This is a genomic window from Andreprevotia sp. IGB-42 (assembly GCF_009848685.1).
Lineage (GTDB): Bacteria > Pseudomonadota > Gammaproteobacteria > Burkholderiales > Chitinibacteraceae > Andreprevotia.
The window spans coordinates 13,788-39,578 of the sequence record NZ_WXTX01000022.1 but is presented as its reverse complement, the minus strand read 5'-3'; the positions used below and the strand labels follow the sequence as shown (position 1 = coordinate 39,578).

At 61.2% G+C, this 25,791-nt stretch carries 18 protein-coding genes and 1 tRNA gene; 8 read left to right on the top strand and 11 right to left on the bottom strand.

Features of this window, described 5'->3' with window-relative positions; translation table 11 throughout:
* Nucleotides 1-627 precede the first annotated feature (627 nt).
* From IGB42_RS20850 to IGB42_RS20835, 4 genes are all read right to left on the bottom strand, one after another.
* A complete protein-coding gene (locus IGB42_RS20850) occupies nt 628-3,036 on the bottom strand; it encodes a secretin N-terminal domain-containing protein (RefSeq protein WP_159675370.1) in 2,409 nt (802 codons plus the stop codon).
* A 67-nt stretch (nt 3,037-3,103) separates the two neighbouring features.
* Nucleotides 3,104-3,550, bottom strand: a complete 447-nt coding sequence (locus IGB42_RS20845) for a hypothetical protein (RefSeq protein ID WP_159675368.1) — start codon at nt 3,548-3,550, stop codon at nt 3,104-3,106.
* On the bottom strand, nt 3,544-4,353 hold the full coding sequence (locus IGB42_RS20840; protein WP_159675366.1) for a hypothetical protein: 810 nt from the start codon (nt 4,351-4,353) through the stop codon (nt 3,544-3,546). The genes IGB42_RS20845 and IGB42_RS20840 overlap by 7 nt, the downstream gene beginning before the upstream one ends.
* Nucleotides 4,354-4,411: 58 nt before the next feature.
* Nucleotides 4,412-5,494, bottom strand: coding sequence for a hypothetical protein (locus tag IGB42_RS20835; RefSeq protein WP_159675364.1), 1,083 nt, complete (start codon nt 5,492-5,494; stop codon nt 4,412-4,414).
* Nucleotides 5,495-5,926: 432 nt separating this feature from the next.
* Here IGB42_RS20835 and IGB42_RS20830 point away from each other — a divergent pair, with 432 nt between their 5' ends.
* The 7 genes from IGB42_RS20830 to IGB42_RS20800 are packed head-to-tail and all read left to right on the top strand — an operon-like array spanning nt 5,927 to nt 14,871.
* Nucleotides 5,927-6,532, top strand: coding sequence for a methyltransferase domain-containing protein (locus IGB42_RS20830; RefSeq protein WP_159675362.1), 606 nt, complete (start codon nt 5,927-5,929; stop codon nt 6,530-6,532).
* Nucleotides 6,529-7,365, top strand: coding sequence for an ABC transporter permease (locus IGB42_RS20825; protein ID WP_159675360.1), 837 nt, complete (start codon nt 6,529-6,531; stop codon nt 7,363-7,365). Before IGB42_RS20830 ends, IGB42_RS20825 begins: the two co-directional genes overlap by 4 nt.
* A complete protein-coding gene (locus tag IGB42_RS20820; protein WP_159675358.1) occupies nt 7,355-8,653 on the top strand; it encodes an ABC transporter ATP-binding protein in 1,299 nt (432 codons plus the stop codon). The genes IGB42_RS20825 and IGB42_RS20820 overlap by 11 nt, the downstream gene beginning before the upstream one ends.
* A gap of 57 nt (nt 8,654-8,710) precedes the next feature.
* Nucleotides 8,711-10,192 (top strand): methyltransferase domain-containing protein, encoded by a 1,482-nt coding sequence (locus tag IGB42_RS20815; RefSeq protein ID WP_159675356.1) that lies wholly within the window; start codon nt 8,711-8,713, stop codon nt 10,190-10,192.
* A 43-nt stretch (nt 10,193-10,235) separates the two neighbouring features.
* Nucleotides 10,236-11,411 (top strand): glycosyl transferase, encoded by a 1,176-nt coding sequence (locus IGB42_RS20810; protein WP_159675354.1) that lies wholly within the window; start codon nt 10,236-10,238, stop codon nt 11,409-11,411.
* 2 nt (nt 11,412-11,413) lie between these two features.
* Entirely contained in the window at nt 11,414-13,594 is a 2,181-nt protein-coding gene (locus tag IGB42_RS20805) for a glycosyltransferase (RefSeq protein ID WP_159675352.1), read from the top strand.
* On the top strand, nt 13,591-14,871 hold the full coding sequence (locus IGB42_RS20800) for a glycoside hydrolase family 99-like domain-containing protein (protein WP_159675350.1): 1,281 nt from the start codon (nt 13,591-13,593) through the stop codon (nt 14,869-14,871). Before IGB42_RS20805 ends, IGB42_RS20800 begins: the two co-directional genes overlap by 4 nt.
* Before the next feature lie 153 nt (nt 14,872-15,024).
* Here the strand turns inward: IGB42_RS20800 and IGB42_RS20795 are convergent, their stop codons facing one another.
* The 5 genes from IGB42_RS20795 to leuS all read right to left on the bottom strand — a co-directional run bounded on the left by IGB42_RS20795 (nt 15,025) and on the right by leuS (nt 21,912).
* Nucleotides 15,025-16,104 (bottom strand): acyltransferase, encoded by a 1,080-nt coding sequence (locus IGB42_RS20795; RefSeq protein ID WP_159675348.1) that lies wholly within the window; start codon nt 16,102-16,104, stop codon nt 15,025-15,027.
* Between the two features lie 90 nt (nt 16,105-16,194).
* Entirely contained in the window at nt 16,195-17,646 is a 1,452-nt protein-coding gene (gene rng, locus IGB42_RS20790) for a ribonuclease G (protein ID WP_159675346.1), read from the bottom strand.
* A gap of 7 nt (nt 17,647-17,653) precedes the next feature.
* A complete protein-coding gene (gene holA, locus IGB42_RS20785; RefSeq protein ID WP_159675344.1) occupies nt 17,654-18,667 on the bottom strand; it encodes a DNA polymerase III subunit delta in 1,014 nt (337 codons plus the stop codon).
* Entirely contained in the window at nt 18,657-19,199 is a 543-nt protein-coding gene (gene lptE, locus IGB42_RS20780) for an LPS assembly lipoprotein LptE (protein ID WP_159675342.1), read from the bottom strand. Before lptE ends, holA begins: the two co-directional genes overlap by 11 nt.
* 97 nt (nt 19,200-19,296) lie before the next feature.
* Entirely contained in the window at nt 19,297-21,912 is a 2,616-nt protein-coding gene (leuS, locus tag IGB42_RS20775) for a leucine--tRNA ligase (protein WP_159675340.1), read from the bottom strand.
* 56 nt (nt 21,913-21,968) lie between these two features.
* On the opposite strand from leuS, the gene IGB42_RS20770 reads away from it, so the two are divergent.
* Nucleotides 21,969-22,865, top strand: a complete 897-nt coding sequence (locus IGB42_RS20770) for a FecR domain-containing protein (protein WP_159675338.1) — start codon at nt 21,969-21,971, stop codon at nt 22,863-22,865.
* 92 nt (nt 22,866-22,957) lie between these two features.
* Here the strand turns inward: IGB42_RS20770 and IGB42_RS20765 are convergent, their stop codons facing one another.
* On the bottom strand, nt 22,958-25,510 hold the full coding sequence (locus tag IGB42_RS20765; protein WP_159675336.1) for an alkaline phosphatase: 2,553 nt from the start codon (nt 25,508-25,510) through the stop codon (nt 22,958-22,960).
* Between the two features lie 188 nt (nt 25,511-25,698).
* Nucleotides 25,699-25,775, bottom strand: a tRNA-Pro gene (locus IGB42_RS20760).
* Nucleotides 25,776-25,791: the final 16 nt, after the last annotated feature.

Sequence of the window (25,791 nt, the reverse complement as noted above, 5' to 3'; positions counted from 1 at the left end):
ACTACGAGGCGGGAAATCAGCTTTTGATTCATGGTTTGCTTAGTCCTCAAACATAATGCATTCGAATGCATGCCAACCTGAGCAGGTTTGTGCGCATGCCGCCTAGCTAATTCGGCAACGCAATATTAACTGCTGCGGTTGGTCCAATGCAACTTAGTTTGCCGGGCAGTGCTAAGAAAACGCTAAGTAGGCGTAAGCCATCACTAACGCCACGCTGTCGCATACACATTGCTGTTGCAGGTGCATTGACAGATTTTCTGCCAGCGTGAAGCAAGGCCATTCATATGGCATTGCCTGCTTGCCCGACGCCTCTAGAGCCGCTGGGGTTTAGCTTAATTCACGTGCCACAAATGCGCCAAGCCCGACGGGATTGATGGCAATGCCCACGGCATGGGCTGTGACACTGTTCACATGCGGGGCGAATTGCCTTCATCCGGGAGGGGGGGGGGCGGCATGATATTTTTTATAAGGCCATGCTTATATTTGGATATAAAACAAGCAATTACGCTGGTCTGGCCATAACTACGCCGCGCATGGCGGATGATTGAGAGTTGCTGCTTGCATGGGTGGCACGCAATGCCGGTGTTGGCCAAGCTTGTTGCTGAAAAGCAACAGGCCCGGGGTGGTTCAGGGATTGAGGCTCCCTTTCAGTGCTTCCAGCAGCTCTTTCTTGAGCGCCTCGTCCGAGACCGCCTTACCGTCTTTCGGGTTGCCGGACATGACGACATCCTTGGGTGGCGCCGCTTGCGTGGCGGGACTCGTGCCGCTGCCAGATGGCGTGTTGCCCGGCGGCGTTACGAATTGTTCACCGGAACCGGTTGTGGTTTTTGTGCTGAGTGCATCATCCGTCGCTGGCGATGCATTGCCGGTTTTGGGGACGTAGGGTTTTGATGTGCTGATATAGACTTTTTCACCGGGTGCGGCGCTGCCCATGCTGTCTGTTGCGGCATTGCGTTTGGGGGCTTCGCGGAACAGCGTGTCCGACCAAGGGAAGCGCGTGCGGAACGCATCCGAAATCGATTGGGTATCGTAGTCGTCTTCGATCGAGTAAGCCGTAATCAGGATGATGAGTTCAGTGCGATCCGTCTTGTAATTGCTGCTTTTGAACAGCAGTCCCAAGCCGGGAATGTCCTTGGCATAGGGGACGCCGGTATCCGAGTTGTCACGGTTGTCCGACATCAGGCCGCCAAGTACGACGGTATTGCCGTCGAGTACGGTCAGCTTGGTATCGACCTTGCGGGTGGAGATGGTCGGAGACAGCGCACTGCCAGCCTTGACGTCGACAACGGTACTGACTTCCTGGCTGACGTTCAGGTCGATGCGCCCGCCTGCATGTACCACGGGTTTGACTTTGAGAATGACCCCGGTGTTGCGGTACTGGATGGTTTGCAGTACGCCGCCGGTGGCGCTGCCGGTATCCGCGTTGGATTGCTGGCTGGTTACCGTAGGGACTTCCTGGCCAACCGTGATGGTGGCTTCTTCGCCGCTGCGTGTGAGCAGCGTTGGATTGGACAGCACGCGCGCCTTGGTGGCCTGCGCCAGTGCATTGAGGATGACGGTGGGGGAGCCGGCTTCGGCGCCGAGAGACAACGACAGGCCGCCGATGTCCTTGGTGCCGAACGAACCCAGTGTTGACAGTGTGCCGGTCAGTCCGCCCAAGCGCAGGTTTTTCACCATCCATTCAAAGCCCAGCTGCTCGCCATCCTGCAGGCGCACTTCCGCGACTGATACGGTAACCAGTGCGCTTTTGGCCGGGCGATCCAGTTCCCTGATCAGGCCATACCATTGCTGGTATTCACCGGCTGTGGCCTGGAAAATCAGGCTGTTGGTGGCTTTGTTCACCACTACGCGCGGCGCCGCTTTCCCGGTTGTTGCCGTTGCAGTGGCGGGCCCGGCAGCCGCCGCAGTAGTGCCCGAGCCCATGACTTGGGACAGTGTCGTGGCGATGTCGGATGCATCGGCATTGCGCACGGGGTAGATGAAGTAATTGCCGTTGCGCGCTTCTGATGGCTGGTCCAGTTCTTCTGTCCACTTGACGATGTGATCCAGTACGTTCTGGTTGTTGGCAAAAACAATGACCGAGTTGATGGCGCCGATCGGGATGATCACCACTGGCGCGCTGGTCGCCGGCTGTGTTGCGTTGTAATAGCCTTCGGCGGTCAGCACATCGGACATACGCTTGGAAAGCTCTTCAGCCGACCAGTAGGTGGGGGAAATCCGCACGCTGAGTTTGCCGCGCATCAGCGGCTGATCCAGTACCTGCAACGCTTGCATCGCCGCAGACACGCTTTGCGGCGAGCCGCTGATCAGCACCGCGTTGCGGGTATTGTCTTCCTGCAGCGTCACCTTGTCCTTGAATGCGGTACGCATCCAGTTGATTGCATTGTTGACGTTGGTATTTTCCAGCTCGGCCAAGTAGAACAGTGGGCGCAGGCTCTCCGGTACTTCCGGCAAGGCCCGGCCACGGCGGATTTCCGGCAAGGAACTGCTATCGGCATTATCCGGCACAAAACGGGTCAGGCCGGGCAACTCCTGGATGGCGATCCCGTACGAGCGCAACACGGTGTTGGCGGCGGTATAAAGCTCATTGGGTGCCAGCGGCTTGCCGGTTTTCATGCTGACCAGATCACGCCGTTGCAGTACCTGAGGATCGATGGCGATGGTTTTTTTCAGGATGACGCCGTAAACCGAATCAATGAACTGGGCCAGGGGCATGCTGTTGAACGACACCACGGCTTCCTTGCCGGGCACATTGGCTTCCGTATGGCCCGGTGCGACCGCAAGTGGCGGTGCCTTGCGCGTCGGGGCTACCGGGGTCTGGAAGAAGCGATTGGCCGGTGCTTCGCTACCCTGCTGTTCCGGGGTGCCGGCCAGTTGGCCTCGCTCGCGCGGAGGCAGCTCCGGAAAGGCATTGTCCAGCCATCTGGATTGATTGGCGCAGCCACCCAGCATGCTTGCGGCGAGCAGGACCGAAACGATGGGGCGCATTTTGGCCTGGGGCGCAGAGTGGGTGCTGGAGCTGGAGATCAATTTCATGGTTCTGCCTGAATACGTGCTTCTATCGGGTGTTGTGCTACCGCGTCTTGGTCGTTTCTTTTGCTGCTTAGTTCAGCAAGCGGAAGGTCTGGGGTTTGCCACTGCCCGGGCGAACGATCACTTCTTCCGGGCTGACCTTGATCAGCTTGCTGCCATCGGGCAGTGTGTCACCGACCTTGAACGGCTTGATCTCACCCTTGGGACTGCTGAGTAGCACGTATGCGTTTTTGTCCTCTTTGACCACGGCAATGCGCGCCCAGACCTCAGCTGGTTGGGATGCCGCTGCACCCGCTACTTGCGTGGTGGCGTTCGGGCGTCCCCAGAGGTCGCTCTGCGCCAGCACCGCGAGGTCAGGTCGCAGATTGACCGGGCGCGGCAGCTCGAACTGCGTTTGCCGTTTGGCAAGCCCCACCACCTTGCCATGCTCTGGCAGCGCGAAGGTGGTCCAAGCGTAAACGCCGACGATGATCCAGACGATGACGGCAAGTATGCCGCAACGGTAAAGCGCTACCATTTGACTTCCACCACGGGTTTGGGCGCACTGGCCGATGCATCTGCGGGTTTGCTGGCATCGGTTGTGGCGGGGCTGCTGGCTGCCTGGGCTGCGGAGGCGTTTGCCTTGCCGGTGGGTTCGGCAAGTCGGGCCAATGTCTGTACGGTCAACTCCACTCGGCGCTCTGCGGTATTGAGCGTCATTTGCTCGATCCGCATCGCCCGGTCACCGTTCTCGATCGTTGCCAACGTTTTTGCAAAACCGGCCGGGTCAAAGGAAAAACGCAATTGTGCACGCAGTTCGATCAGCTCGCATTGCGCGCCATCCGTGCACTCGTTGCCGGTGCTATCGGCGGTCGTGTCGGCCGGGGCGCCTGCATTCAGGTACCTGAACGTCGGCTGCGTGACCTTGAGCTCGCGTGCACCACTGTCTTTGAGCGTGGTGTTGAGCCAGTCGCTGAATTCGGCCTGGGCAACCACGGGCGTGGCAAATTGCCACAGCGAGGATTCGATTTGCGCGCGGGTGCCGTCCAGGCGCGCTTGCAACAGCACCTGCTGGGCGCTGTTGCCCAATTGCTTGCGCAAGCTGGCATTCGTATCGCGCATTGCCTCGATTTTGCGCAGGCTGACGGTGCGCTGATCATCCAGCGTGAGCAGGCCGGAGGTGATGGCGATCAGCGCGATGCCGGCCAGTCCCCATTGCAGGCGCGGGTTGGCTGCGATGCTCGCCCCCAGTTGCCGGCTTTGTTGTGCCAGCGCTTGCCAGAGCCGGACACCGGCCTGCTGGGCTGGTGCATCCGGAGATTGAGAGCTGCTTAATGCCATGGTGTATCCGGGAAAATCGGTTGCTGGATGGCGGTTGCCGGGCGGTTGCAGTACCAGGTCATTCGTCGCTGGCCTGTGGCGGGGTGGATGCACTTGCAGCGGGCAGCTTGAGTTGAACGCGCAAAGTGCCCTGGGGCGGATCGGGCAGCAAGACCACATCATCGAATAGCGTGGCTTTTTCCAGCATCGACAGGACATCCGCACTTTTGGCCTTGGGCCCGAGGCGTAGTGTGGTTGTCACATTGCCACTCCGGTATACCCAGTCGGCGATATAAGCGTCGCTGACCTGGCCAATGATGCCCAGTTGCGCCATTTGTGCCAGCCAGTGCAACTGCCTGGGCGAGTGTGAATAATCCAGCAAGGCATCGGTGGTGGGCTGCAGTTGCCGGGCAGCAGCTTCCAGTGCGCTCAGCGTAGCGGTCTGGCGGCGCAGCTGTTTGACTTCCACTTCCAGCAGGCGTGCCTGCTGATTGATCCGGGTGATCTGGATCACCTCGATGACTGCAATGGCGCCTGCGACCGTGATCAGCAACAGGCAGATCAGTACCCAGGCTGGGACCGGCCTGGCCGCGGCACTGAGCGCGCGCCAGCCGGTTTGCGGCGACTTGCGGGCTTCGGGTGTTGCAGTGCTGGCTTCGCCAGCATCCGGGGTGATGCCCAGATCGCGATGGAATGCCTGGCGTTCATCGTCCCCGGGGCGCTGTGCATACCAGCGCGAGCGATATATGCCCTGCGGGTTGACACCTTCGAGTTCATATCCCTCTGCGCAATGCACAAGACGGCTGCCTGTCTGCAGCGGTTCACGCCACAGCGGCTCCGGCCAGGGCAGCGCGTGCCCCCCGGGAAACAGGCGCCGGGCCAGTGCATCATCCCAGTACCAGACCTGCGCGGCATCGCCCACGATGCGGTATGCAAGGCCGATCTGCTCGAACAGGCCCAGTTGCTGCAGCCGCAGCCGGATGGCCGATTCAATGTGCTTGCGGGGAACACCACGCAAGGGAACCAGTACGAAATGGCAGCGCTGGCGCGGCAATACCTGATTGGCGGGCAATAGCCCCAGCCAGCGGCCGGTTGCCCGGGCAGCACGTTGTACCCAGTCGGTCAATGTATCGAAGGAAGTGGGCGTTGCGGAGATGTTCACGTCATGTCCAGCGATGGAATTGGTCTCGTATTCCGGCACATGCCCGGGGGGCTGATCGCCGGAAGCCTGCCTGGCCGGGTGGCTTTGCGATCGATGGCATCGAAACAGAAAAAATGGGAGGCTGAACTATACCATCAAACCGGTCAAAATTTGTGCAGGCACAACCCCGCAGGGCAGGGTTGCCAGCCGGCGTTTTCCGGCGGTGACGGTGCATTTTCACGGCGCGGCATCCATTGATGTCGGCTTGATACAGCAGGGTAATGGCTTTATTATTCGCAGCTTATACGTAGCTTGCTGCTTGTCTGAGGCATATGCATCTTTGCCGCGCCTGTACTGCGCCACGGGTTGCTAACAACTGCCGCGCACGCGATACCGGCCTGCTCATCAGCAGGAGCGCTTTCAAATCCACTTCAATTTCTCAAGTAGGTCTTCATGCACGGTAGTTCGCTGCACAAAATGATGTTGTTCCGGCAGGAATACCTGACCGGGTTTGCCGGCAAGCCGTTATCGATCCTGGATCTGGGCAGTACTGAAATTGGCGCCAGCTACCGAACGCTTTTCGACGACCCGGCCTGGCGCTACACAGGCGTGGATCTGCAGCCGGGCTTGAACGTGGACGTCGTATTGCGCGAGCCGTACAGCTGGAAGGAAATTCCTTCGGGTTCGGTGGATGTCTTCATCTCCGGGCAGGTGTTCGAGCATGTCGAGTATTTCTGGCTGTCGCTGCTGGAAATGTCGCGTGTACTCAAGCCGGGCGGGCTGGTTTGCATCATTGTGCCCTCCAGCGGCCCCGAGCATCGCTATCCGGTTGATTGCTGGCGTTTCTATCCGGATGGTGCGCGCGCCATGGGCAAGTTTGCCGGGATGGAGGTGCTGAAAGCGGAAACCCATTGGGGGGGTGATAATCCCACCGATGACAGCATGGTCTGGCAGGACACCACGCTGGTTTGCCGCAAACCGGTGCTGGGCGCATTTGACAGCCTGCGTCGGCATGTTCGCCAGCGTCTGCAGCATTTCTCGTTGCTGCTTTCCGTATGACAGCAGTGCATGCCACGCCCGGCAAGGACAGCGGGTTGTTGCAGTTTTTCCTGCAGTTGCTACGCCAGCGTGCGCTGATAGGCAAATTCGTTACGCGTGAAATGCATAGCCGCTATCGCGGTTCGCTGCTCGGATTGATGTGGTCATTCGTGACGCCGTTGCTGATGCTGGCGGTGTACACCTTTGTGTTCAGTGTGGTGTTCAAGGCCCGCTGGGGTGTCGCCCAGTCCGGCGACGGCCATTTTGCTTTGATGCTGTTTGCCGGCATCACGGTTTTTTCGCTGTTTGCCGAAGTGGTGTCGCGCGCACCGATGCTGATCGTGCAGCAAGCCAATTACGTCAAGAAGGTGGTCTTTCCGCTCGAAGTGCTGCCGGTGTCGGCGTTGGGGGTGGCCGCAGTGCATACGTTGATCACCTTGCTGATGCTGGTAGTCGCGGCAGCATGGGTGCAGCGCGGGCTGCCTGCGTCGGCGCTGGCTGTCCCGCTGATTTTTGCACCCCTGCTGCTGCTGCTGCTGGGGCTGGCCTGGATACTGGCTGCGCTCGGCACCTATTTGCGTGACATCGGTCAGTTGATCGGTCTGGTGGTCACAGCCATGCAGTTTCTTTCTCCGGTTTTCTACCCGGTTTCGGCACTGCCGCAGTCGTTCCAGCCCATGCTCCGCGCCAACCCGGTGACGCTGCCGATCGAATCGCTGCGGCTTGCGCTGTTTGCCGGTCAATGGCCTGACTGGTCTGCGCTGGCCGTGTATTCGCTGATTGCCGTGGCAGTGGCGCTGGGTGGCGCCTGGCTGTTCATGCGTTTGCGCACGGGGTTTGCCGATGTCCTCTAGCCCCGTCATTGAAGTGCGCGAGCTGAACAAATCGTTTCCGGTATTCGAGAAGCCCCATCATCGCCTGCTTGAAGCGTTGCTGCGCACGCATGGCCGCTGGAGCCGCGAATTCCAGGCGCTGGATGATGTCAGTTTTGCCGTGATGCCCGGGGAAACAGTGGGTATCATCGGCCGCAATGGTTCGGGCAAATCGACCTTGCTGCAAGTGATTTGCGGCACGCTCAACCCCACCAGCGGCCAAGTGCGGGTGATGGGGCGCGTTGCTGCGCTGCTGGAACTCGGGGCCGGGTTCAATCCGGAATTCAGCGGCATTGAAAATATCTACCTCAATGCGGCGATCCTTGGCTTGTCATCGGCAGAGGTAGATGCACGCTTGCCCGATATCCTGGCTTTTGCGGATATCGGTGATTTCGTCCATCAACCGGTAAAAACCTATTCAAGCGGGATGTTTGTCCGGCTGGCTTTTGCGGTCATTGCGCATGTTGATGCGGACGTATTGGTGGTTGACGAGGCGCTGGCGGTGGGTGATGCATTCTTTACCCAGAAATGCATGCGCTTCTTGCGGCGTTTCCGTGATCAGGGTGGCACGCTGCTGTTTGTCAGTCACGACAGTGCTGCTGTCGTCGCGCTTTGTGATCGCGCCATCTGGCTGGATCGGGGCGTAATCAGGGCGCAGGGATCGGCCAAGTGGGTATCGGAGCAGTACCTGCAAAGCAAGTATGCCAATGAAGATGGGCTGGACGTGGCGACAGTGACGCAGCAAGCCGCTGCGGGCGATGACTTTGCTGCCGGGGCAGCCATGCAGGTGAGCGGGAGCATGCTTGATGTGCCCGACAGCGAACACGCATTTGGTGATGGCGGCGCGCGGATAGACACGGTCGTATTCGAAAACGAGCGGGGTGAACCGCTATTGGTCAGCAATGGCGGAGAAGCGGCGCTATTGCGCATCGAGGCGACGGTGCTGGCACCGATTGCCTGCCCCATCATCGGTTTTTATGTCAAGGATCGCCTGGGGCAGGTGATTTTTGGCGAAAACTCGGTGCCGCATGCCAGCGGCCAGGCGAACAATGCGCATGCTGGAGAGCGGTTGATGGCCGAATTCAGTTTTCGCTTGCCCTATCTGCTTGCCGGCGACTACGTCATTACCGCCGCAATTGCCGATGGTGACCAGCATGATCATCGCATGCTGCACTGGATACACGATGCCCGGGCGTTCCAGTCACAAAGCCGCGTATTACACGGCATGATGGCATTGCCCACGACGGTGGCGCTGGGGCGCATCAATTGAGCGCGCACAGGCCGGCCGCATGCCGTGTGCTGTCGTGCCATGGTTCGGAGTGAAGTAATGGAAACGCACGTATACGAAAGGGAAGTCGCAGGCACTGCGGGGGATTCGCTCAGCCATGTCACCCAGCTGATCCAGGCGCCCGGCGCGGTACTGGATGTGGGAACCGGCAGCGGCGCGCTGGGGCGTTATCTGCTCGCGCATGGCTGGCCCATGGTCGATGGCATCACCTACAACCAGGCTGAACTTGAGCGCGCTCAATCGCATTATCGCGACATCTGGCTGCTCGACCTGACCGCGCCCTGTGCGCTCGCCGCATTGGGCGAGCGGCGCTACCGCTATATCGTGTGTGCTGACGTGCTGGAGCATGTGACCAGGCCCGAATCCGTGCTGGCCGCGCTGACCACCCTGTTGGCCGATGATGGCGAGATCATCATTTCCATCCCCAATGTGGGTTATGTGGGCGTGATCGCCGAATTGCTTGGCGGAGACTTCCTGTATCGCAACGAAGGCTTGCTGGACAGCACGCACTTGCGTTTCTTCACGCGCCGCTCCTTGCAAAGGCTGTTGCAGTCGGCGGGCCTGGCTGCGCGCGGCTGGCATTCCGTGGTGCGTCCATTGCCGTGGAGCGAATTTGACCCCGGCTATGCAGACCGGCTGCCGCCAGCGGTGCAACGTTATCTTTGTGCGCGCGTGGATGCACATGCCTACCAGTTTGTCGTGCTTGCCGGTACTGCTGGCGTAGCGCCGGAGGCTGCGGAAGTATTGCCGCAGGTTGAGGCACCGCATTTTCTGGCCCAGGTTTACTGGGCCGCTGCCGCCGACGCAGATACTCTTGCGCCGGTATTCACCGAAGCGGATAGCGTGAGCACGTTCGGTCTGACGGGTGTCGGACGCCAGACCTTGCACTTTCCCTTGCCGCAGCTGAGTGCCCCGTTGCGGGCGCTGCGGATCGACCCGGCCGACCGCCCCGGCGTGCTGCGTCTGTATGGTGTGCGCTTGATGGATCGGGCTGGTCGCGTGTTATGGCAGTGGCAACCATCCCAGGGCGAGATACTGGACGTCCACGGCATGCTGGCCATGTCTGCCAGCCCGGACGACGCGCAATTGCTGTTTGCCGTATTCAGCGAAGACCCGGCGTTGATATTGCCATTGCCGCCGCTGGCAGCCTGCATGCACGAAGAAACCGTGCTGGCACTGGAAATGGGCTGGCCCCAAGTGCCAGAGGCCAGCGTGCTTGGACAACAGCTCGCGCAGTCGCGGCATGACGGACTGCGGCTGGAGCATGCCGTGGCAACGCTGCAAACCGAACGTGCCGATGCGGATACCCAGCACGCGCTTGAATACGCACGATTTGAAGCCGCGCTGGCCGCGCTGCGGCAACAGCTGGCGGAGCAGCAGCAATCAAATTGTGCATTGCAGCAATCGCGGGACGCATTGCAACTGCAGCTGGATCGTGCCGAAGGCATGCTTGCCGGCGTGCGCCACAGCAAACTATGGCGCCTTGGGCGCTTGCTCGGATTGACACGAATTTCCCTTTGAAAACGCCCGGGCGCAAGCCCGCGAACTACTGGATATCATTGACATGGTTGTTTTCTTTACCAGCATTACCACCAATTATTTGCCCAAGGCGCGGGTGCTTGCCGCATCGGTCAAGCATCATCATCCTGACTCCCATTTCATGCTGCTGTTGTCGGACACCCGGCCGGATTGGCTTGATCTGGACAAGGAGCCCTTCGACAGCGTGGTCACTTCCGATCAGCTGGAGATTCCCGATTTCTCCCGTTGGGCATTCATGCATTCGGTGGTTGAGCTGTGCACCGCAGTCAAGGGCCCGGCTTTCCGCTGGCTGTTCAAGCAGGGCAAGGCTGACAAGGCGTTCTATCTCGACCCGGATATGGTGGTGTTTGCGCCATTGACCCCGCTGATCGACAAGCTTGACCAGGCCAGCGTGCTGTTGACGCCGCATCAGACCGAACCCGAAGTCACGCCGGAAACCGTGATCGACAACGAGATCTGCAGCCTCAAGCATGGCGTATTCAATCTCGGCTTCCTGGGGGTGCGCAATAGTGGTGAGGGCCGCCGTTTCATCGACTGGTGGGCGGACCGCCTGCTGGAACACTGCTATGACGATATCCCCGGTGGCATTTTCACCGACCAGCGCTGGGTTGATCTCGCGCCCTGCCTGTTCGAAGACATCCATGTAGTGCGCGATCCGGGCTACAACGTGGCGACCTGGAACCTGTCTCATCGCAAGGTGACTGGCGAGTTGCCCGACGGATTGCTGGTAAATGGCCTGCCTTTGCGCCTGTATCATTTCTCCGGATTCGATAGCGGTGCGCAAGCCATCATGCTCAAGAAGTACGGTAGTGATAGCCCTACGCTGTGGGCGATGCGCGAGTGGTATATCGCGGAATGCGAAAAGAGCGGCCAGAGCGAGCTGGGGCGGATTCCCTGTGTATACGGCGTATTCGGCAATGGTATCAAGGTGGAACAGCGTCAGCGCGTGCTCTATCGCACCCGCCAGGATCTGCTCAAGGCCTTCCCGGATCCGTTCAATTGCGATGATCCGGAGCGCAGCTACCATCACTGGTACCAGGTGACCGAAGCGCACGACGAGCTGGGCGAAGAGAACTCGCCGGAGCTGCTGCGCAACGAGCTGTATCGCCAGCGGGAGGCGTTGCGCCTGATCCATAATTCGCGCTCTTGGAAGCTGGCAAAGAAACTGGGTGCGCTCGCCCGCTCGTTGCGACTGGCTTGAATATGGCAACGGTGTACTTGCTGGCTGCGGACAAGCCAGCGGCTACGCTTGCCACGCTGGAGGATTGTCTGGCGCACAGCGTGCAGCAGCAGGTAGTCACGCTGGTTGTCAGCGCAGACCAGTTATCCGCATTGCGCGCATTGCCTGCAGCGTCAGCCATGCTCGATAGCCCGGGAGTGCGTATCCTCGATGCTGGCGGGCCGTTGACCTGCGCCCGGCTGGCTGAGCAAGGCGACCTGCTGTTGCTGGCGGGGGGGGTGCGCTTGCCCCATACCTGGGACGTGCGCCTGGCTGGCGCCGTTGCGGCCAGCCCCGGGTTTGCCACGCTTTCTGCATGTTGCCGCGGCTTTGCTTTGCACCAGCCCGATTTCAAACAGCCTGAAGACGAGTTGGCGCTGCTTGACCGGATACTGCTCAACGAGAGCACCGGCATGGCCTGGACGGTGCCGGTGGCATCGCCGGTTTGCCTGTACCTGCGCGCCGAATGGTGCGCGCGGGCGCGCGGCCTCCAGGCGGATTTGCGCCAGCTGCAAGGGCGGGTTGCGTTGGGCCAGACGCTGCAATTGCTGGGAGGCAGTCACGGGCTGAGCGACGTGTTGCTGCTCGATTGGCCGGGGGATGCGCTCGATTTCGCCACGCCGCCGCAACTCGAGGCGCGCGTGCGCGCTTTCGAGCATGCCAATCCGCTGCGTTACCGTGTGCTGGGTGAACTGCCTTTGCCGGATGCGTTGCTCGATGGCCGGCCGGTGCAGCTGCACGTCATGCATAGCTGGGGCGGCGGGCTTGAACGCTGGGTGCACGATTACTGTGATGCCACGCCAGATCGGCAGAACCTGATCCTGAAGTCGATCGGCAGTGTCGGCCTGTATGGGCAACGTCTGGCACTGTTTCTGGATATTACGCATGGCGAGCCGGTGCGGGTATGGGATTTTGCTGACGGCATCTGCGCGACTGCACAGCACCATCATGAATATGCAGCGGCAATCCGCGAGATTATCCAGACCTATCTGGTGGATAGTGTCATCGTTTCTTCGCTGATCGGGCATTCGCTGGACGTATTGCGTACCGGCTTGCCAACGCTACATGTCTGGCACGAGTTTTACCCCTATTGCCCTGCGCTATACATCCATTTCGGCGGAACGTGCCGCAGCTGCACACCGGATCGCCTTGCTGCCTGTACGGCCAGCAACCCGATCAACAATCTGTTCCGCTCGGTCCTGCCAGCCGAGTGGCTGTCCTTGCGCAGCGCCTATCTTGATACGGTTCGTACGCAGCAGGTCAGGCTGATTGCGCCGTCGCAATCGGTGATTGATCACTATGGCGAACTGGAACCGGCGTTGCTCGCGCTGGCGCCGCAGGTGATACCGCATGGCATGGCGTGGTCCCCGGCGGCCGTGCCGGTACCCGCAGCTCATGTCGCCGGAGGCAAGCTGAAGCTGGTGGTGCTGGGAGCGCTGACCGAGCACAAGGGATTGAAGCTGTTTGAAGCATTGCTGCCGCAAATCACCGCGCATGCGGAGGTCATCCTGCTTGGCTGTGGTGAAAGTGGCGCCCAGTTTGCCAACAAGCGCGGGATTACCGTGATACCGCGCTACAAGCGCCAGGCATTGCCGGCGCTGCTGGCTGAGCTGGCTCCGGATGCAGGCCTGCTGATGAGCATCTGGCCGGAAACCTTCAGCTATACACTCAGCGAACTGATGTGCGCGGGCATCCCGCCGATTGCGCCTGCGCATGGCGCCTACCCGGAACGCGTAATCGATGGCAGCAACGGCTTCCTGTGCGAGCCAACGGCTGCCAGCTACGCTGGCGTCATCCGCCGCCTGCATGCTGATCCTGCATTGCTGGCGGTGGCCCGCAGCGGCCTTGGCGCGCAAGCGCATCGCAGCTGCGCCGAGATGGCGTCCGATTATGCCGCCTTGCTGCCACGGCGTGCATTGCAAGGCGGGTTCATGCCGGTGGCGCGTTCATTCGCGACCAAGGGTGTTGCGCTGGGGTTGGCAAATGCGTTTCCCGATTCGATGCGGCAGGCCATGTTCAATGCGCATGGCTTTTTAAGGATCAAGCTGGCGACGACACCACGCTTGAAGCGCTGGCAACGTCGCCTCGCCGGCTGGGGACTGGAATTGACCATGAGCATGATCTACCGCCTGTGGCGCCTGATCAGCAGGGAGCGCTGGCAATGAATGATGTACAGCTGATCGCTTTCCACCTGCCGCAGTTTCATCCCATTCCCGAGAATGATGCGTGGTGGGGTAAAGGCTTTACCGAGTGGACCAATGTGGTACGCGCCCAGCCCAACTTTGACGGGCATTACCAGCCGCATTTGCCTGCTGATCTGGGTTTCTATGATCTGCGGCTGGATGCTGCGCGCGCCGAACAGGCCGCCCTGGCGGCGCGATACGGCATTACCGGTTTCTGTTTCCACTACTACTGGTTCAATGGCAAGCGGTTGCTCGAGCAACCGCTGGAAGCCATGCTGGCCGGTGGCGCACCCGACCATCCTTTCTGTCTGTGCTGGGCCAATGAAAACTGGACCCGCCGCTGGAATGGCGACGAACGCAACATCCTGATCGCGCAGGAGCACTCGCCCGAGGACGATCTGGCGATGATCAACGATGTCGCCCGCTATTTTGCCGATCCGCGCTATATCCGTTTCAACGGCCGGCCGGTGTTGCTGGTGTACCGCATCGATATCCTGCCGGACCCCGCAGCCATGGTGCGGCGCTGGCGTGATGCATGCCGTGCGCTGGGGGTGGGCGACCCTTACCTGTGTGCGGTGCAGAGTTTCGGTATTGGTGACCCGACCGTGCATGGTTTCGATGCTGCGGTGGAGTTCCCGCCACACGGCATGATTGCTGCCGAACTGGCTGATAGCCAGACCGGCAAGCCTGCCGATTTTGGCGGACGCATTTTCAGTTACGCCGATGCGGCGCGGTTTGCGTTGGCGAAACCTGCGGTGGCCTACCCGCGTTTTCGCTGCGTGATGCCCAGTTGGGATAATACCGCTCGCCGCCTGCGGTACGGGCATTGCTATTACGGTAGCCATCCTGTTCTTTATCGCGCGTGGCTGGCCGCGCTGATTGACCAGGCCCGGCAGGATCAACACCTGCCGGTGCCTGCCGTCTTCATCAATGCGTGGAACGAGTGGGGGGAGGGCTGCCATCTCGAGCCCGATTTGCGCTACGGGCATGCCTGGCTCCAGGCCACGCAGGCTGCGTTGCAGCAGGGAGAGGCCCCGGCTGAGTTTACCCAGGCCATGCTGGCTGGCGCGCAACCGCAAGGGGATGCACCCGCAGATGCACCATGGGCTGCATTCAGCTTCACTGCGGCGCCGAAGCAACTGCTTGCCAATGGCTTGCGCAGCAGGGCGTATCTGCGCTTGCGCTATGTGGTGAACAAGAATCAGCGTCTCAAGCGTGCATTGATGCCGGTGGCGCGGTTACTGGGCTGGCTGGAGTAAGCCTCACCAACCATTTCTCCCGGGAGTGTAAGGGATTTGGCGTTGCTGGCTGGTGTTCGCATCAACCGGGTTGCCAAAACCATGCCTGCCTGGTTGATGCATCGTGCGCATCCTGGCAGGTTGTTCGTGCGCCTGCCATCAGCCTGCAGCGTGTCAGCGGGCCATCTCCATGATGGGTTTTTCCATATAGTGCCATGAGCACATTGCCGCGAGCAGAGTCAGCGCCAGCACCACCACCAGGGTTTGCAGCGAAGTGATGCCACTGATACCGGCAGCAAACTGGATGGCGAACAGGTGCCAGAGGTAAATGCCGTAGCTGATTTCGCCCAGTTGATCGACAGGGTGCATCCAGCGCATGGCGATGACCTGGGGCAGGTAGATGGCAAGGGCGAGCACGCACATCAACGCTGTTGCCAGCAGGGTGCGCCAGAATATGACCATATGCGCCTTGTCCCAGTACGCGCCGCCCGCCCAGAACACCTTCATGGTGACATAACCTGCGAGCAGACAAGCAGCCAGCCAGCCCAGCGTTTGCCGGCTGGGGCGCCATGATTGATTGATGGCTTTATCGCGTTGCGCCAGTACATACTTGGCCAGGAACATGCCGGCGCCAAATTCATCCAGCGTTCCGGGCAATTGGGTGATGTGCAGGAACAGGGTAAAGGTTTCCCCGTGGCCGTAAAGCACCAGCATGGTGGCGCGCCACGCCCAGGCAATGCTGATGCCGATGACCCAGATCAGCCAGCCCGGTGTGCGGTCTATCCAGCGGATCAACAGTGCGATCAGCAGGTAGAACTGCATTTCCAGCGCCAGGCTCCAGTTGGCGCCATCGATGGCGCCATGCGTTTCCGGCCAGAAACTGTGGATGAAGGTCAGGTGGGTAAAGAGTTGCCACACCCAGTCGCGCGTGTCCTGCAGGAAAAACCCATCCCAGCAGAACGCGATCCACAGCGTCATCGTCAACAGATACAGCGGCAGGATACGGGTAAGGCGGCGGCGCCAGTAGTTGCTGGCGAACGTTGCGGGCGTTTTGCGATAAAGCAGCAACGCGCTGTAGGTGATCAGGAACCCGCTGATGACAAAGAACAGGTCAACGCCCATCCAGCCCAGCCGGAAAATCACCCAGGGGCCTCCGTGCGGAAACGAGACCCAGTTGGTGTGCTCGATCACGTGATAGACAACCACGGCGATTGCGGCAAATGCCCGCAACAGGTTGATATTGTCAAAGCGCATCGGAAAGTCTGCAGGCTCGTGGATCAAGGCGGCGGATCCACGTGGTGGATCCGTTGCAAGGGGATAGGTGTGCGGGCAGCCGGTGCCGGGCTAAACCAGCACTACGTCAAAGCGTTCCTGCGTGTACGCGGATTCGACCAGCAGGTAAATCGGCTTGCCGATGAAGTCGGCCAGTTGTGCCAGGCTGGCGGATTCTTCGTCCAGGAACAGGTCGATCACGTTCTGCGATGCCAGGATACGATACTCCTTGGCATTGAACTGGCGTGCTTCGCGCAGGATTTCGCGCAGGATCTCGTAGCACACCGTTTCGGCGGTCTTGATTTCGCCGCGACCCTGGCAGGTGGGGCAGGTTTCGCACAGCACGTGTGCCAGTGATTCGCGCGTGCGCTTGCGGGTGATTTCGATCAGGCCCAGGCTGGTGAAGTTGCTGATGGTCACCTTGGTACGATCGCGCGCCAGTGCCTTTTTCAGCTCATCGAGTACCGCACTCTTGTGCTCTTCGTTGTCCATATCGATGAAATCGACAATGATGATGCCCCCCAGGTTGCGCAGCCGCAGCTGGCGCGCGATCACTTGCGTGGCTTCCAGGTTGGTCTTGAAGATGGTGTCGTCGAAGGAACGGGTGCCGACGAAGCCGCCGGTGTTCACGTCGATGGTGGTCATCGCCTCCGTCTGGTCGATGATCAGGTAGCCACCGAACTTGAGGTTTACGCGGCGGCTCAGCGCGCGCTCGATTTCCGCTTCCACGCCATAGAGTTCCAGCAGCGGGCGCTCGCCGGCGTAATGCTGCACACGCGGCAAGACGTCGGAGACGAAGGCGGCAGAAAACTCGGTCATCTTGGCGAAGTTCTCGCGGCTGTCCACCAGTACGGCGCCGGTTTCATCGTTGACCATGTCGCGCAGCACGCGCAGCTGCAGCGACAGATCCTGGAAAAGCAGCGAGGTGGCGGGCAGCGTTTGCGATTTGAGCTTGATATCGGCCCAGATGCGGTTCAGGTAATCGATATCGGCCAGCAGCTCGGCGTCAGTGGCGTGTTCGGCCGAGGTGCGGATGATATAGCCCTGATGCTCGCCATTGAGCAGCTTTTCCATGCGCGCGCGCAGTTGCGAGCGCTCTGCATCGTCCTCGATGCGTTGCGAAATGCCGATATGGTGCTCCTGCGGCAGGAATACCAGGAAGCGGCCGGCAATGCTGATCTGCGTGGACAGCCGGGCGCCCTTGGTGCCGATCGGGTCCTTGATTACCTGCACCAGCACCGGCTGGCCTTCATGCACCAGTTTTTCGATGCGCATCACGTCATTGGGATGCTGGCGCTGTTCGATCACATCGGCAATGTGCAGGAAGGCAGCGCGCTCCAGGCCGATTTCGATGAAGGCTGACTGCATGCCCGGCAACACGCGCTTGACCACGCCCAGGTAGATGTTGCCGACCAGGCCGCGCTGGCTGGCGCGCTCGATATGGATATCCTGCACCACGCCTTCTTCTATGGTGGCAACGCGGGTTTCCATCGGCGTGACGTTGACGAGGATCTGTTCTTTCACGGTGTGCTCACGGCTTGAACATGGTGCGGCCCATCAGGGCCAGACCGAGTTGTTTGAGTTCATCCCAGGCATCGCCTGTCCCTATGCCCTTGACCAGGCGATCGATTTCACCCGCATGGACAAGCGCGGTGCGCAAGGTGCTGGCTTTCACGCGGCTCAGCGCACCTTCGATCAGGCGCTGCTTGTTGCCCCAGATGCGGTTGTCTTTCATCAGCTGCGCCATTTGCAGGCCACGTGCGCGGCCCTGGCCAATACGGTACAGCGCGCGTGTTTCTTCCGTGAGCGCCCATAGCACCAGATGCGGCGCTTCGCCCTCGGCCTTCAGGCCATCGAGCACGCGCACGAAGCGTGCGGTATCTCCAGCCAGCAGCGTTTCTCCCAGCTGGAACACGTCGAAGCGCGCCACGTTGGCTACTGCCGATTGCACGTCGTCCAAACCGATTTCACCCTGCGGATAAAGCAGGCCCAATTTCTGGATTTCCTGGTGCGCGGCAAACAGGTTGCCTTCTACCCGGTCAGAGAGGAATTCCAGCGCTTCTGCGCCCAGCCGCTGGCCCTGTGCCATCAGCCGCCCGGTCATCCAGTCCGGCAGCTGGTAGCGCTCGAGCGGTTTGGCTTCCACCATTTCACCTGCGGCAGTCAATGCCTGGAACCACTTGCTGTTCTGTACGGTGCGATCAAGCTTGGGGCAGATCACCAGCGTGAGGGTATCGGGGGGCAGATTGGCGCAGAAGGCTTCGATGGCCTTGGCACCTTCCACGCCGGGCTTGCCGGTAAGGATGCGCAACTCGAGCAGTTTTTTCTCGGCAAACAGCGATAGCGAGCTGCCGCTCATGGCGAGCCGGCTCCACTGGAAGCCGGGTTCCACCGTCATGACTTCGCGTTCGTCAAAACCTTGCGCGCGCGCGACATCGCGCAGTGCCTGCGCGGCCTCCTGCGTCAGGAAGGCTTCTTCGCCATGCAGTGTATAAAGCGCAGCAAGCTGGCCGGAAAGATGCCGGCCGAGCTGATCAGCGCGCATCGGCAGCCGGCGTAGATGCAGCCACGGTCGCCGACGCGGACGTGGCTTCCTGATGCCGGGCCGTGGCATTGATGCGGCGGATGATCTGGAATGCCGCATCCTGCTGCATATTGGTGATCAGCGCATCCGCTTCGTTGTTCTTGCCCAATACGTTGTTGTCGTCATAGGTGTAGTCGCGGTAGAGCGAAATGACGCCATTGTCTATCCATACGGCGTCGCCCATTCTTGCCCGGAAGTTCACCACGTAGAACAGCCGGTATTCGCTGACGCGCCCCGCGCTGTTGAGCGTGAGTACCTGCTGGTGGCTGCCTTCCTGCAGGATGTCGATCTGCACGGCATCCGGTGCTGCAGCCTTGAGCAGCGCCACTTCCGGCAATGCACTGATGACCTTCTTCAATTGTTTGGCGGTACCTCCGGGGCCCACCACGTACGCACTGGCGGCGACAAAGGTGCCATCCGCCCCCTGGCCGCGCAGATGAAAGCCGCAGCCGGCCAGCGCCAGCAACAGAAAACCAAGCAAAAATCCACGCATCGTTCTTTCCGGTAAAAGGCGGGCAAGCCCGCCTGGTTGTCTGCCCCCATGTCGGCCGGGTGATCGTAGCCAGCTTAAGGGGCAGGCAGGGCGGACATCAAGCCACAATATTGACGAGGCGGCCCGGCACCACGATGACTTTCTTCGGCGCGCCGTCGAGAAATTTCTGCACGTTCTCGTCGGCGAGGGCGGCCGCTTCGATTGCTTCGTTGCTGGCGTCCTTGCTCACGCGGATCTGCCCGCGCAGCTTGCCGTTCACCTGCACCACCAGTTCGATTTCGTCCTGTACCAGCGCGGTGGCGTCGGCCTTGGGCCATTGCTGCGCCAGCAGCTCGGTGCCCGGGCGCAATGCCGACCACAGCGCATCGGCCGCGTGCGGCACGATGGGCGACAGCAGGATCACCGCGCTTTCCAGCACTTCCTGCGCTACCTGACGTGCGGCTGCATCCGTGCCCTTGGCCTTGCCGTATGTGTTGAGGAGCTCCATCACTGCGGCAATCGCGGTGTTGAACTGCTTGCGGCGGCCGTAGTCGTCGCTCACTTTCTGGATGGTGTGATGCAGCGCGAAACGCAATGCCTTCAGCTCGGCAGTCAGCTCGCCACCCGTGTACGGGGCAACCACACCGGCCGCCACGTGCTCGTGTACGGTGGCCCACAGCCGCTTGAGGAAGCGGAATGCGCCCTGCACGCCGGCATCCGACCATTCCAGCCCCTGCTCGGGCGGTGCGGCAAACATCATGAACAGACGCGCGGTATCGGCACCGAATTCCTCGATCAATGCCTGCGGGTCCACGCCGTTATTCTTGGACTTGGACATCTTCTCGGTACCACCTACCACCACCGGCTGGCCATCGGCCTTGAGCACGGCACCGATGGTGCGGCCTTTCTCGTCGCGCTGCACTTCCACATCGGCCGGGTTGATCCAGTCTTTCTGGCCATCCGGCAGATCGCGGTAGAAGGTTTCCGCGCCGACCATGCCTTGCGTCAGCAGATTCTTGAACGGCTCGTCGCCGGAGACCAGGCCTTCATCGCGCATCAGCTTGTGGAAGAAGCGTGCATACAGCAGGTGCAGGATGGCGTGCTCGATACCACCGATGTACTGGTCGACCGGCAGCCAGTGGTTGCTGGCGTTCTTTTCCACCAGGCCACCATCGAATTGCGGCGATGCGTAACGCGCGTAATACCAGCTCGATTCGACGAAGGTATCCATCGTATCGGTTTCGCGCTTCGCTGCCGTACCGCACTTGGGGCAACTGCATTCATAGAATTCCGGCATGCGTGCCAGGGGGTTGCCGCGGCCGTCCGGGATCACGTTTTCCGGCAGCACCACCGGCAGTTGTTCGGCCGGTACCGGTACATCGCCACAGCTCGGGCAGTGGATGATGGGCACCGGGCAGCCCCAGTAGCGCTGGCGCGAAATACCCCAGTCGCGCAGCCGGTACTGGGTGCGCTTGATGCCGTGGGTTTGTGCGGCCAGATCGGCGACGATGGCATCGAACGCGCCGGTAAAGCCCTGGCCATCATACTTGCCGCTGTTGACGGTCCTGATCGACTCATCCTTGGCGCCGTACCACTCCTGCCACTGCGTGGGATTGAAAGTGTCTTCACCGGCAATGGGTGCGTAGACCTGCTTGATGGGCAGGCTGTACTTGTTGGCGAATTCGAAATCGCGTTCGTCATGCGCCGGCACCGCCATCACTGCGCCCTCGCCGTAACCCCACAACACGTAGTTGGCAATCCATACCGGCAGCTTGTCGCCAGTCAGCGGGTGGATGACGAACTGGCCGGTGGCCATGCCCTTCTTTTCCATGGTGGCGACATCGGCTTCGGCTACCGAACCGCCCTTGCATTCGGCAATGAACGCCTGCAAGGCGGGGTTGTTCTGCGCGGCGCTGGTGGCCAGCGGGTGTTCGGCAGCTACTGCCACATAGGTGGCGCCCATCAGGGTATCCGGGCGGGTGGTGTACACCTTGAGCTGGCCGGCTTCGCCGGTGCTTGCCGCGTCATAATCGAACACGATCTCCGCACCGAAGCTCTTGCCGATCCAGTTGCGCTGCATGGTCTTGACTTGCTCTGGCCAGCCATCGAGCTTGTCGAGATCGGCCAGCAGCTCTTCCGCGTACTGGGTGATGCCGAAGTAGTACATGGGGATTTCGCGCTTTTCCACCAGCGCGCCGGAGCGCCAGCCGCGGCCGTCGATCACCTGCTCGTTGGCCAGCACGGTCTGGTCGACCGGATCCCAGTTCACGTTGCCGGATTTCTTGTAGATCACGCCGCGCTCGAACAGGCGGGTGAACAGCCATTGCTCCCAGCGGTAGTAATCGGGCTTGCAGGTGGTGACTTCGCGATCCCAGTCGATGGCCAGGCCCAGCGATTTGAGCTGCACCTTCATGTAGTCGATATTGGCGTAGGTCCACTCGGCCGGCGCGCGGCCGCCCTTGAGCGCCGCGTTCTCGGCCGGCAGGCCGAATGCATCCCAGCCCATCGGTTGCAGCACGTTGAAACCGTTGAGTTTGTGGAAGCGGCTCAGTACGTCGCCTATGGTGTAGTTGCGCACGTGCCCCATGTGCAGCTTGCCGCTGGGGTAGGGGAACATGGAAAGACAGTAGTACTTGGGCTTGGCGGTATCTTCAACGGCCTTGAATGCCTGTTGTTGATCCCACTTGCTTTGTGCTGCGGCCTCGATATCGGCCGGTGTGTAGTGTTCTTGCATGCCAGAGCCCAAAAATACGTTTACAAACGACCGATTATATCTGCTAGGAGACTCCCATGCGTGCCGTATTGACCTTGTTTGCCGGACTGGCCCTCAGCCAGGCGGTGCTGGCCGCCCCCGCCAGTGTCGAAGCGGTGCAGTTTCCCGCCTGGATCGAGCATGCTGGCGTGAAGAAGCCGCTGCATCCGGGCATCGCGCTGGTGGCGGGGGACCGCATCACCACCGGCCCCGGTGCGCGCGTGTACCTGCAACTGCCCGAGGGCAGCCGGGTGAAGCTGGGCGAGAACGCCAGCTTCGTGGTCGACAAGATCAATACCGATGATGGCAAGACGGGGGTATTCCGCTCCGCGCTCAACGTGATCAAGGGTGCGTTCCGCTTCACCACCGATGCGGTGGCGAAAAACAACCGCCGTGAAGTGGATATCCGCGTGGCTACAGTCACCGCCGGCATCCGCGGTACCGACCTGTGGGGCAAGGCCGCCGACGACAAGGATCTGGTTTGCCTGCTGGAGGGCAAGATCGCGGTGAAGTCGGACGGCCAGCCGGAGCAGCAGATGGATCAGGCGCTGACTTTCTACGTGGCACCCAAGGGGGGCGCCAGTGGCGAAGCGCCACCAGCGGTGGCACCGGTGGACATGGAAAAGCTCAAGCTGTGGGCGGCAGAGACGGATCTGGTTGTGGCTGCCGGTGAAAACCGTGCCAAGGGCGGCTGGCGGGTGTCGCTGGCCAAGCCGGGCAAGCTGGCGGATGCACTGGCGCTATACGACCAGCTGCGGGCCTCCGGCTATCCGGCACGGATACGTACCGTGGGCACCGGCAAGAACAAATACTACCGGGTGCAGCTGGTGGGGTATGTATCGGAAATCGAGGCGCAGGGCGCCGGGCAGAAGCTGCAGGCGCAGTTCGCCACGCCGGCTGCCGATGTCGATCCGGCACCGAACGAAAAATCCTGACGCACGCCGGTGCTGCGCTGGCTGCTGCACCGGCAGGCAGCACCACGTTGCATCCATGGTGCTGCCCCACTGCCCGCTGTCGCATGTTGCCGCTAGCCGATCCTGACGGCTGCCACATCCTTGTCGACTATGGCGACCACCGTGCCCGCAACGATCTGCGCTGGCGCATTGCCACCCACCAGGCGGTTCACCTGGCGAAATTCGCAACGCAGCTGCCCTAGCGTGAGCGTTACCACCGCGTAGCCCTGTGCATCGGTATTGGCCAGTGCCAGCCACGGGTTGCTGCCCAGCGCGGCCAGCGTTTGCGCCAGTGGCAACAGTTGCCCGGTAAAGCCGGCATCGGTTTGCAGTGCAGCCAGCACCGCGCCGGTGGTGGCATCGAGCTGCGCCACCGTTACCCCCTTGGCGGCCAGTGCGCCGCGCAACTGCACGCGCAAACTTTCCGCCAGTGATGCGGCAGTAACGGTACCCGGCTTGAGCGTGTAATCGAGCAGGTTCACATTCAGGTTGACGTTGCCCAGCCCGGCTACCGGTACTACCAGCGGGTAATACACTAGCGTGGCCAGGCTGCTGGACATGCCGCCGACTGCCTGGCGCAGGTAGTTGAAGAAGGAATCCGAGCTCACGCCGGCAGTCACCAGGTCGACCATCACCGGCGTCAGCGTAGCGGCGTTGTAGTCGGCCTGTACCGTGCCGGCATAGAAGGCGTGGATGTCGCCAGTCAGCGCCACCACATTGCGGATATTGTTGCCCGCCAGATGCTGCATCAGTGCCTTGCGCTCCGCGTTGTAGCCGTCCCACTGGTCGGCATTGAGCACGAAGCGGTCGAAGAACGGTGCCAGTGCCACCTTCATGGCGTCCGGCACGAAGCTTGACGCCTGCTTGTTGGCAACGATATCTGCCTGCACGGCGGCGAACACGGCGGGTGCGCCGGTTTTGCCAGTGAGCAACTCGGCAATGCGCAGTGCGCCGGCTTGCTGTTGCTGGCTGGCAGTGCCGCCGGCCAGTGCAGCTGCTTTGGCGGCATCGTATGCCTGTGTGGCGAGGCCCGCTTGCTGCACGCTCAGCCCGGCAGTGACCGCTGCGCCGATCCGGGCGCTCTGGCTGGCGCCCAGTGCATCCTGCGTGGCAATGGCGGTGGCGCCGGCCGATGCGGCAAGCTGCGTGGCGCCGGCCGCAACGGCCGCGACGATGGCAGCCGCCAGCAGGTTGTTGCCGGCCACGAGTGCTGCGGTGCTGGCGATATTGCCTGCCAGCGTGGGGACGACATTCAGCGCCACCAGCGTGGCAATGGCCTTGCTGCCGTCGATGCCCATTTTCAGCAGCGATACTTCATTGCCCCACAGCTTCCAGGTGGCGGACGACGCCTGCATGGTCTGCTTCCACCAATCTCGCTGCGTGCGGCCCAGTACGGAAACCAGCGCCAGCTCGTCACCCTGCTGGCTGCCGGCGCTGCGCTTCTGCGCTTCCAGCGCGGCCAGCGTGCTTTCCGGCACCATATAGCGGCTGCCGATGCTGCCCAGTTGCTGGCCGCTGGCCGGGTTGATGGCGGCCTCCGGGATGATGTGGTCGCTGCGGTACAAGCGCTCGTCGGTCATCACCAAGTGCGCCAGTTTGCCGAACTGCAGTTCTCGGTAGATACGGATGGTGTCGAAGCTGGTGGTTGCCGTGTCGTTGAAATACACATCGGCCGGCATGAATTCGAACCAGGCCTGGTTGGCGCTGCGGCGGCGCTGCAACTGGTGCACGTTGTCTGCACCGGTGGCCGATGCGCTACCGTTTTCATAGGTTTCCGCATCGCCCCAGCAATCATCGCTGAACTCGTGATCGTCCCACACCGCGATGAACGGGAAGCGTTCGTGCACTGCCTGCAAGCGGGTATCGGTGCGGTAACGCTTGTATAGGTAGCGGTAATCCGTCAGCGTGGTGGCGTACTTTGCGCTGCTGCCGGCCCTGAGCGTACCGTTGGGGAGCTGCAGTGCCGGGTGGCGCGCTTCCACCGCGCCACGCTGGAAATCATCACCAACGGTTTCGTAGATGTAATCGCCCAAGTGCACGATGAAATCCAGCGTTTCCGTACTGGCGATCTGCTCGTAGGCACCCCAGTGGTTGATGCTCCAGTCCTGGCAGCTCAGGAAAGCCAGCTTGAGTTGCGCTACATCCGCATCCCTGGCGGGCGCGGTCTTGAAGCGGCCGACGCGGGAGCGCACGTCACCGGCAACGAACTGGTAGTAATAGGTCTTGCCGGGCAGCAAGCCGCTGACCTTGTGGCGCACCGTGTGGTCATATGCGGCCTTGACCGGCACGGTGGTATCGAGCACCAGGTTGTTGCTGATGGTGGCATTGCTGCCAAGGCTGCCGGCGTAGTCGGCTTCGCTGATGCGCAGGCGGATGGTGATGTCGCCGCTGGCACTGCTGGCCACATCGTCGGCGGCAAGCGGTACGACGCGCGCCCATAGCAGGATGCCATCCGGGCGAGGATCGCCCGAGGCCACGCTTTGCGGAAATTTCCAGTCCGGCCCGCTGACGGTGCTCTGCGTGGGCGGCAGCTCTGGCGCGGCGTCGCTGTTACAGCCGGCAAGGCCTGCCCCGGCGATGGAAACGGTGACGAAGCCACCCAGTTTGAGAAAATGCCGCCTGTCCATTGTTTGCTCCCGAGTCATCGTTGCGGGCGGGTTCGCCGCTGCGGCAGATGCTAGGGGGTGGGCATGACGCGGCTATTGCGGTGGGCAGGGCCCGGGTGCGGCTGCATGCATGCCGTGCGGTACTGGGCATGATGGGGGGCGAAAACGAAAAAAGCCGTGAAGCATTGCTTCACGGCTTTTTGAATTTCTGGTCGGGGTGAGAGGATTCGAACCTCCGGCCTCTACGTCCCGAACGTAGCGCTCTACCAGGCTAAGCTACACCCCGTCTCGATCAGAGAGGC

What these genes read in the sequence shown, in the direction of transcription:
- IGB42_RS20795 (WP_159675348.1), bottom strand. Translation starts at nt 16,104, where the DNA reads ATGCGCTTTGACAATATCAACCTGTTGCGGGCATTTGCCGCAATCGCC.
- IGB42_RS20850 (WP_159675370.1), bottom strand. Translation starts at nt 3,036, where the DNA reads ATGAAATTGATCTCCAGCTCCAGCACCCACTCTGCGCCCCAGGCCAAA.
- lptE (WP_159675342.1), bottom strand. Translation starts at nt 19,199, where the DNA reads ATGCGTGGATTTTTGCTTGGTTTTCTGTTGCTGGCGCTGGCCGGCTGC.
- IGB42_RS20765 (WP_159675336.1), bottom strand. Translation starts at nt 25,510, where the DNA reads ATGGACAGGCGGCATTTTCTCAAACTGGGTGGCTTCGTCACCGTTTCC.
- IGB42_RS20805 (WP_159675352.1), top strand. Translation starts at nt 11,414, where the DNA reads ATGGCAACGGTGTACTTGCTGGCTGCGGACAAGCCAGCGGCTACGCTT.
- IGB42_RS20815 (WP_159675356.1), top strand. Translation starts at nt 8,711, where the DNA reads ATGGAAACGCACGTATACGAAAGGGAAGTCGCAGGCACTGCGGGGGAT.
- IGB42_RS20840 (WP_159675366.1), bottom strand. Translation starts at nt 4,353, where the DNA reads ATGGCATTAAGCAGCTCTCAATCTCCGGATGCACCAGCCCAGCAGGCC.
- holA (WP_159675344.1), bottom strand. Translation starts at nt 18,667, where the DNA reads ATGCGCGCTGATCAGCTCGGCCGGCATCTTTCCGGCCAGCTTGCTGCG.
- IGB42_RS20770 (WP_159675338.1), top strand. Translation starts at nt 21,969, where the DNA reads ATGCGTGCCGTATTGACCTTGTTTGCCGGACTGGCCCTCAGCCAGGCG.
- IGB42_RS20820 (WP_159675358.1), top strand. Translation starts at nt 7,355, where the DNA reads ATGTCCTCTAGCCCCGTCATTGAAGTGCGCGAGCTGAACAAATCGTTT.
- IGB42_RS20830 (WP_159675362.1), top strand. Translation starts at nt 5,927, where the DNA reads ATGCACGGTAGTTCGCTGCACAAAATGATGTTGTTCCGGCAGGAATAC.
- IGB42_RS20800 (WP_159675350.1), top strand. Translation starts at nt 13,591, where the DNA reads ATGAATGATGTACAGCTGATCGCTTTCCACCTGCCGCAGTTTCATCCC.
- leuS (WP_159675340.1), bottom strand. Translation starts at nt 21,912, where the DNA reads ATGCAAGAACACTACACACCGGCCGATATCGAGGCCGCAGCACAAAGC.
- IGB42_RS20810 (WP_159675354.1), top strand. Translation starts at nt 10,236, where the DNA reads ATGGTTGTTTTCTTTACCAGCATTACCACCAATTATTTGCCCAAGGCG.
- IGB42_RS20845 (WP_159675368.1), bottom strand. Translation starts at nt 3,550, where the DNA reads ATGGTAGCGCTTTACCGTTGCGGCATACTTGCCGTCATCGTCTGGATC.
- IGB42_RS20825 (WP_159675360.1), top strand. Translation starts at nt 6,529, where the DNA reads ATGACAGCAGTGCATGCCACGCCCGGCAAGGACAGCGGGTTGTTGCAG.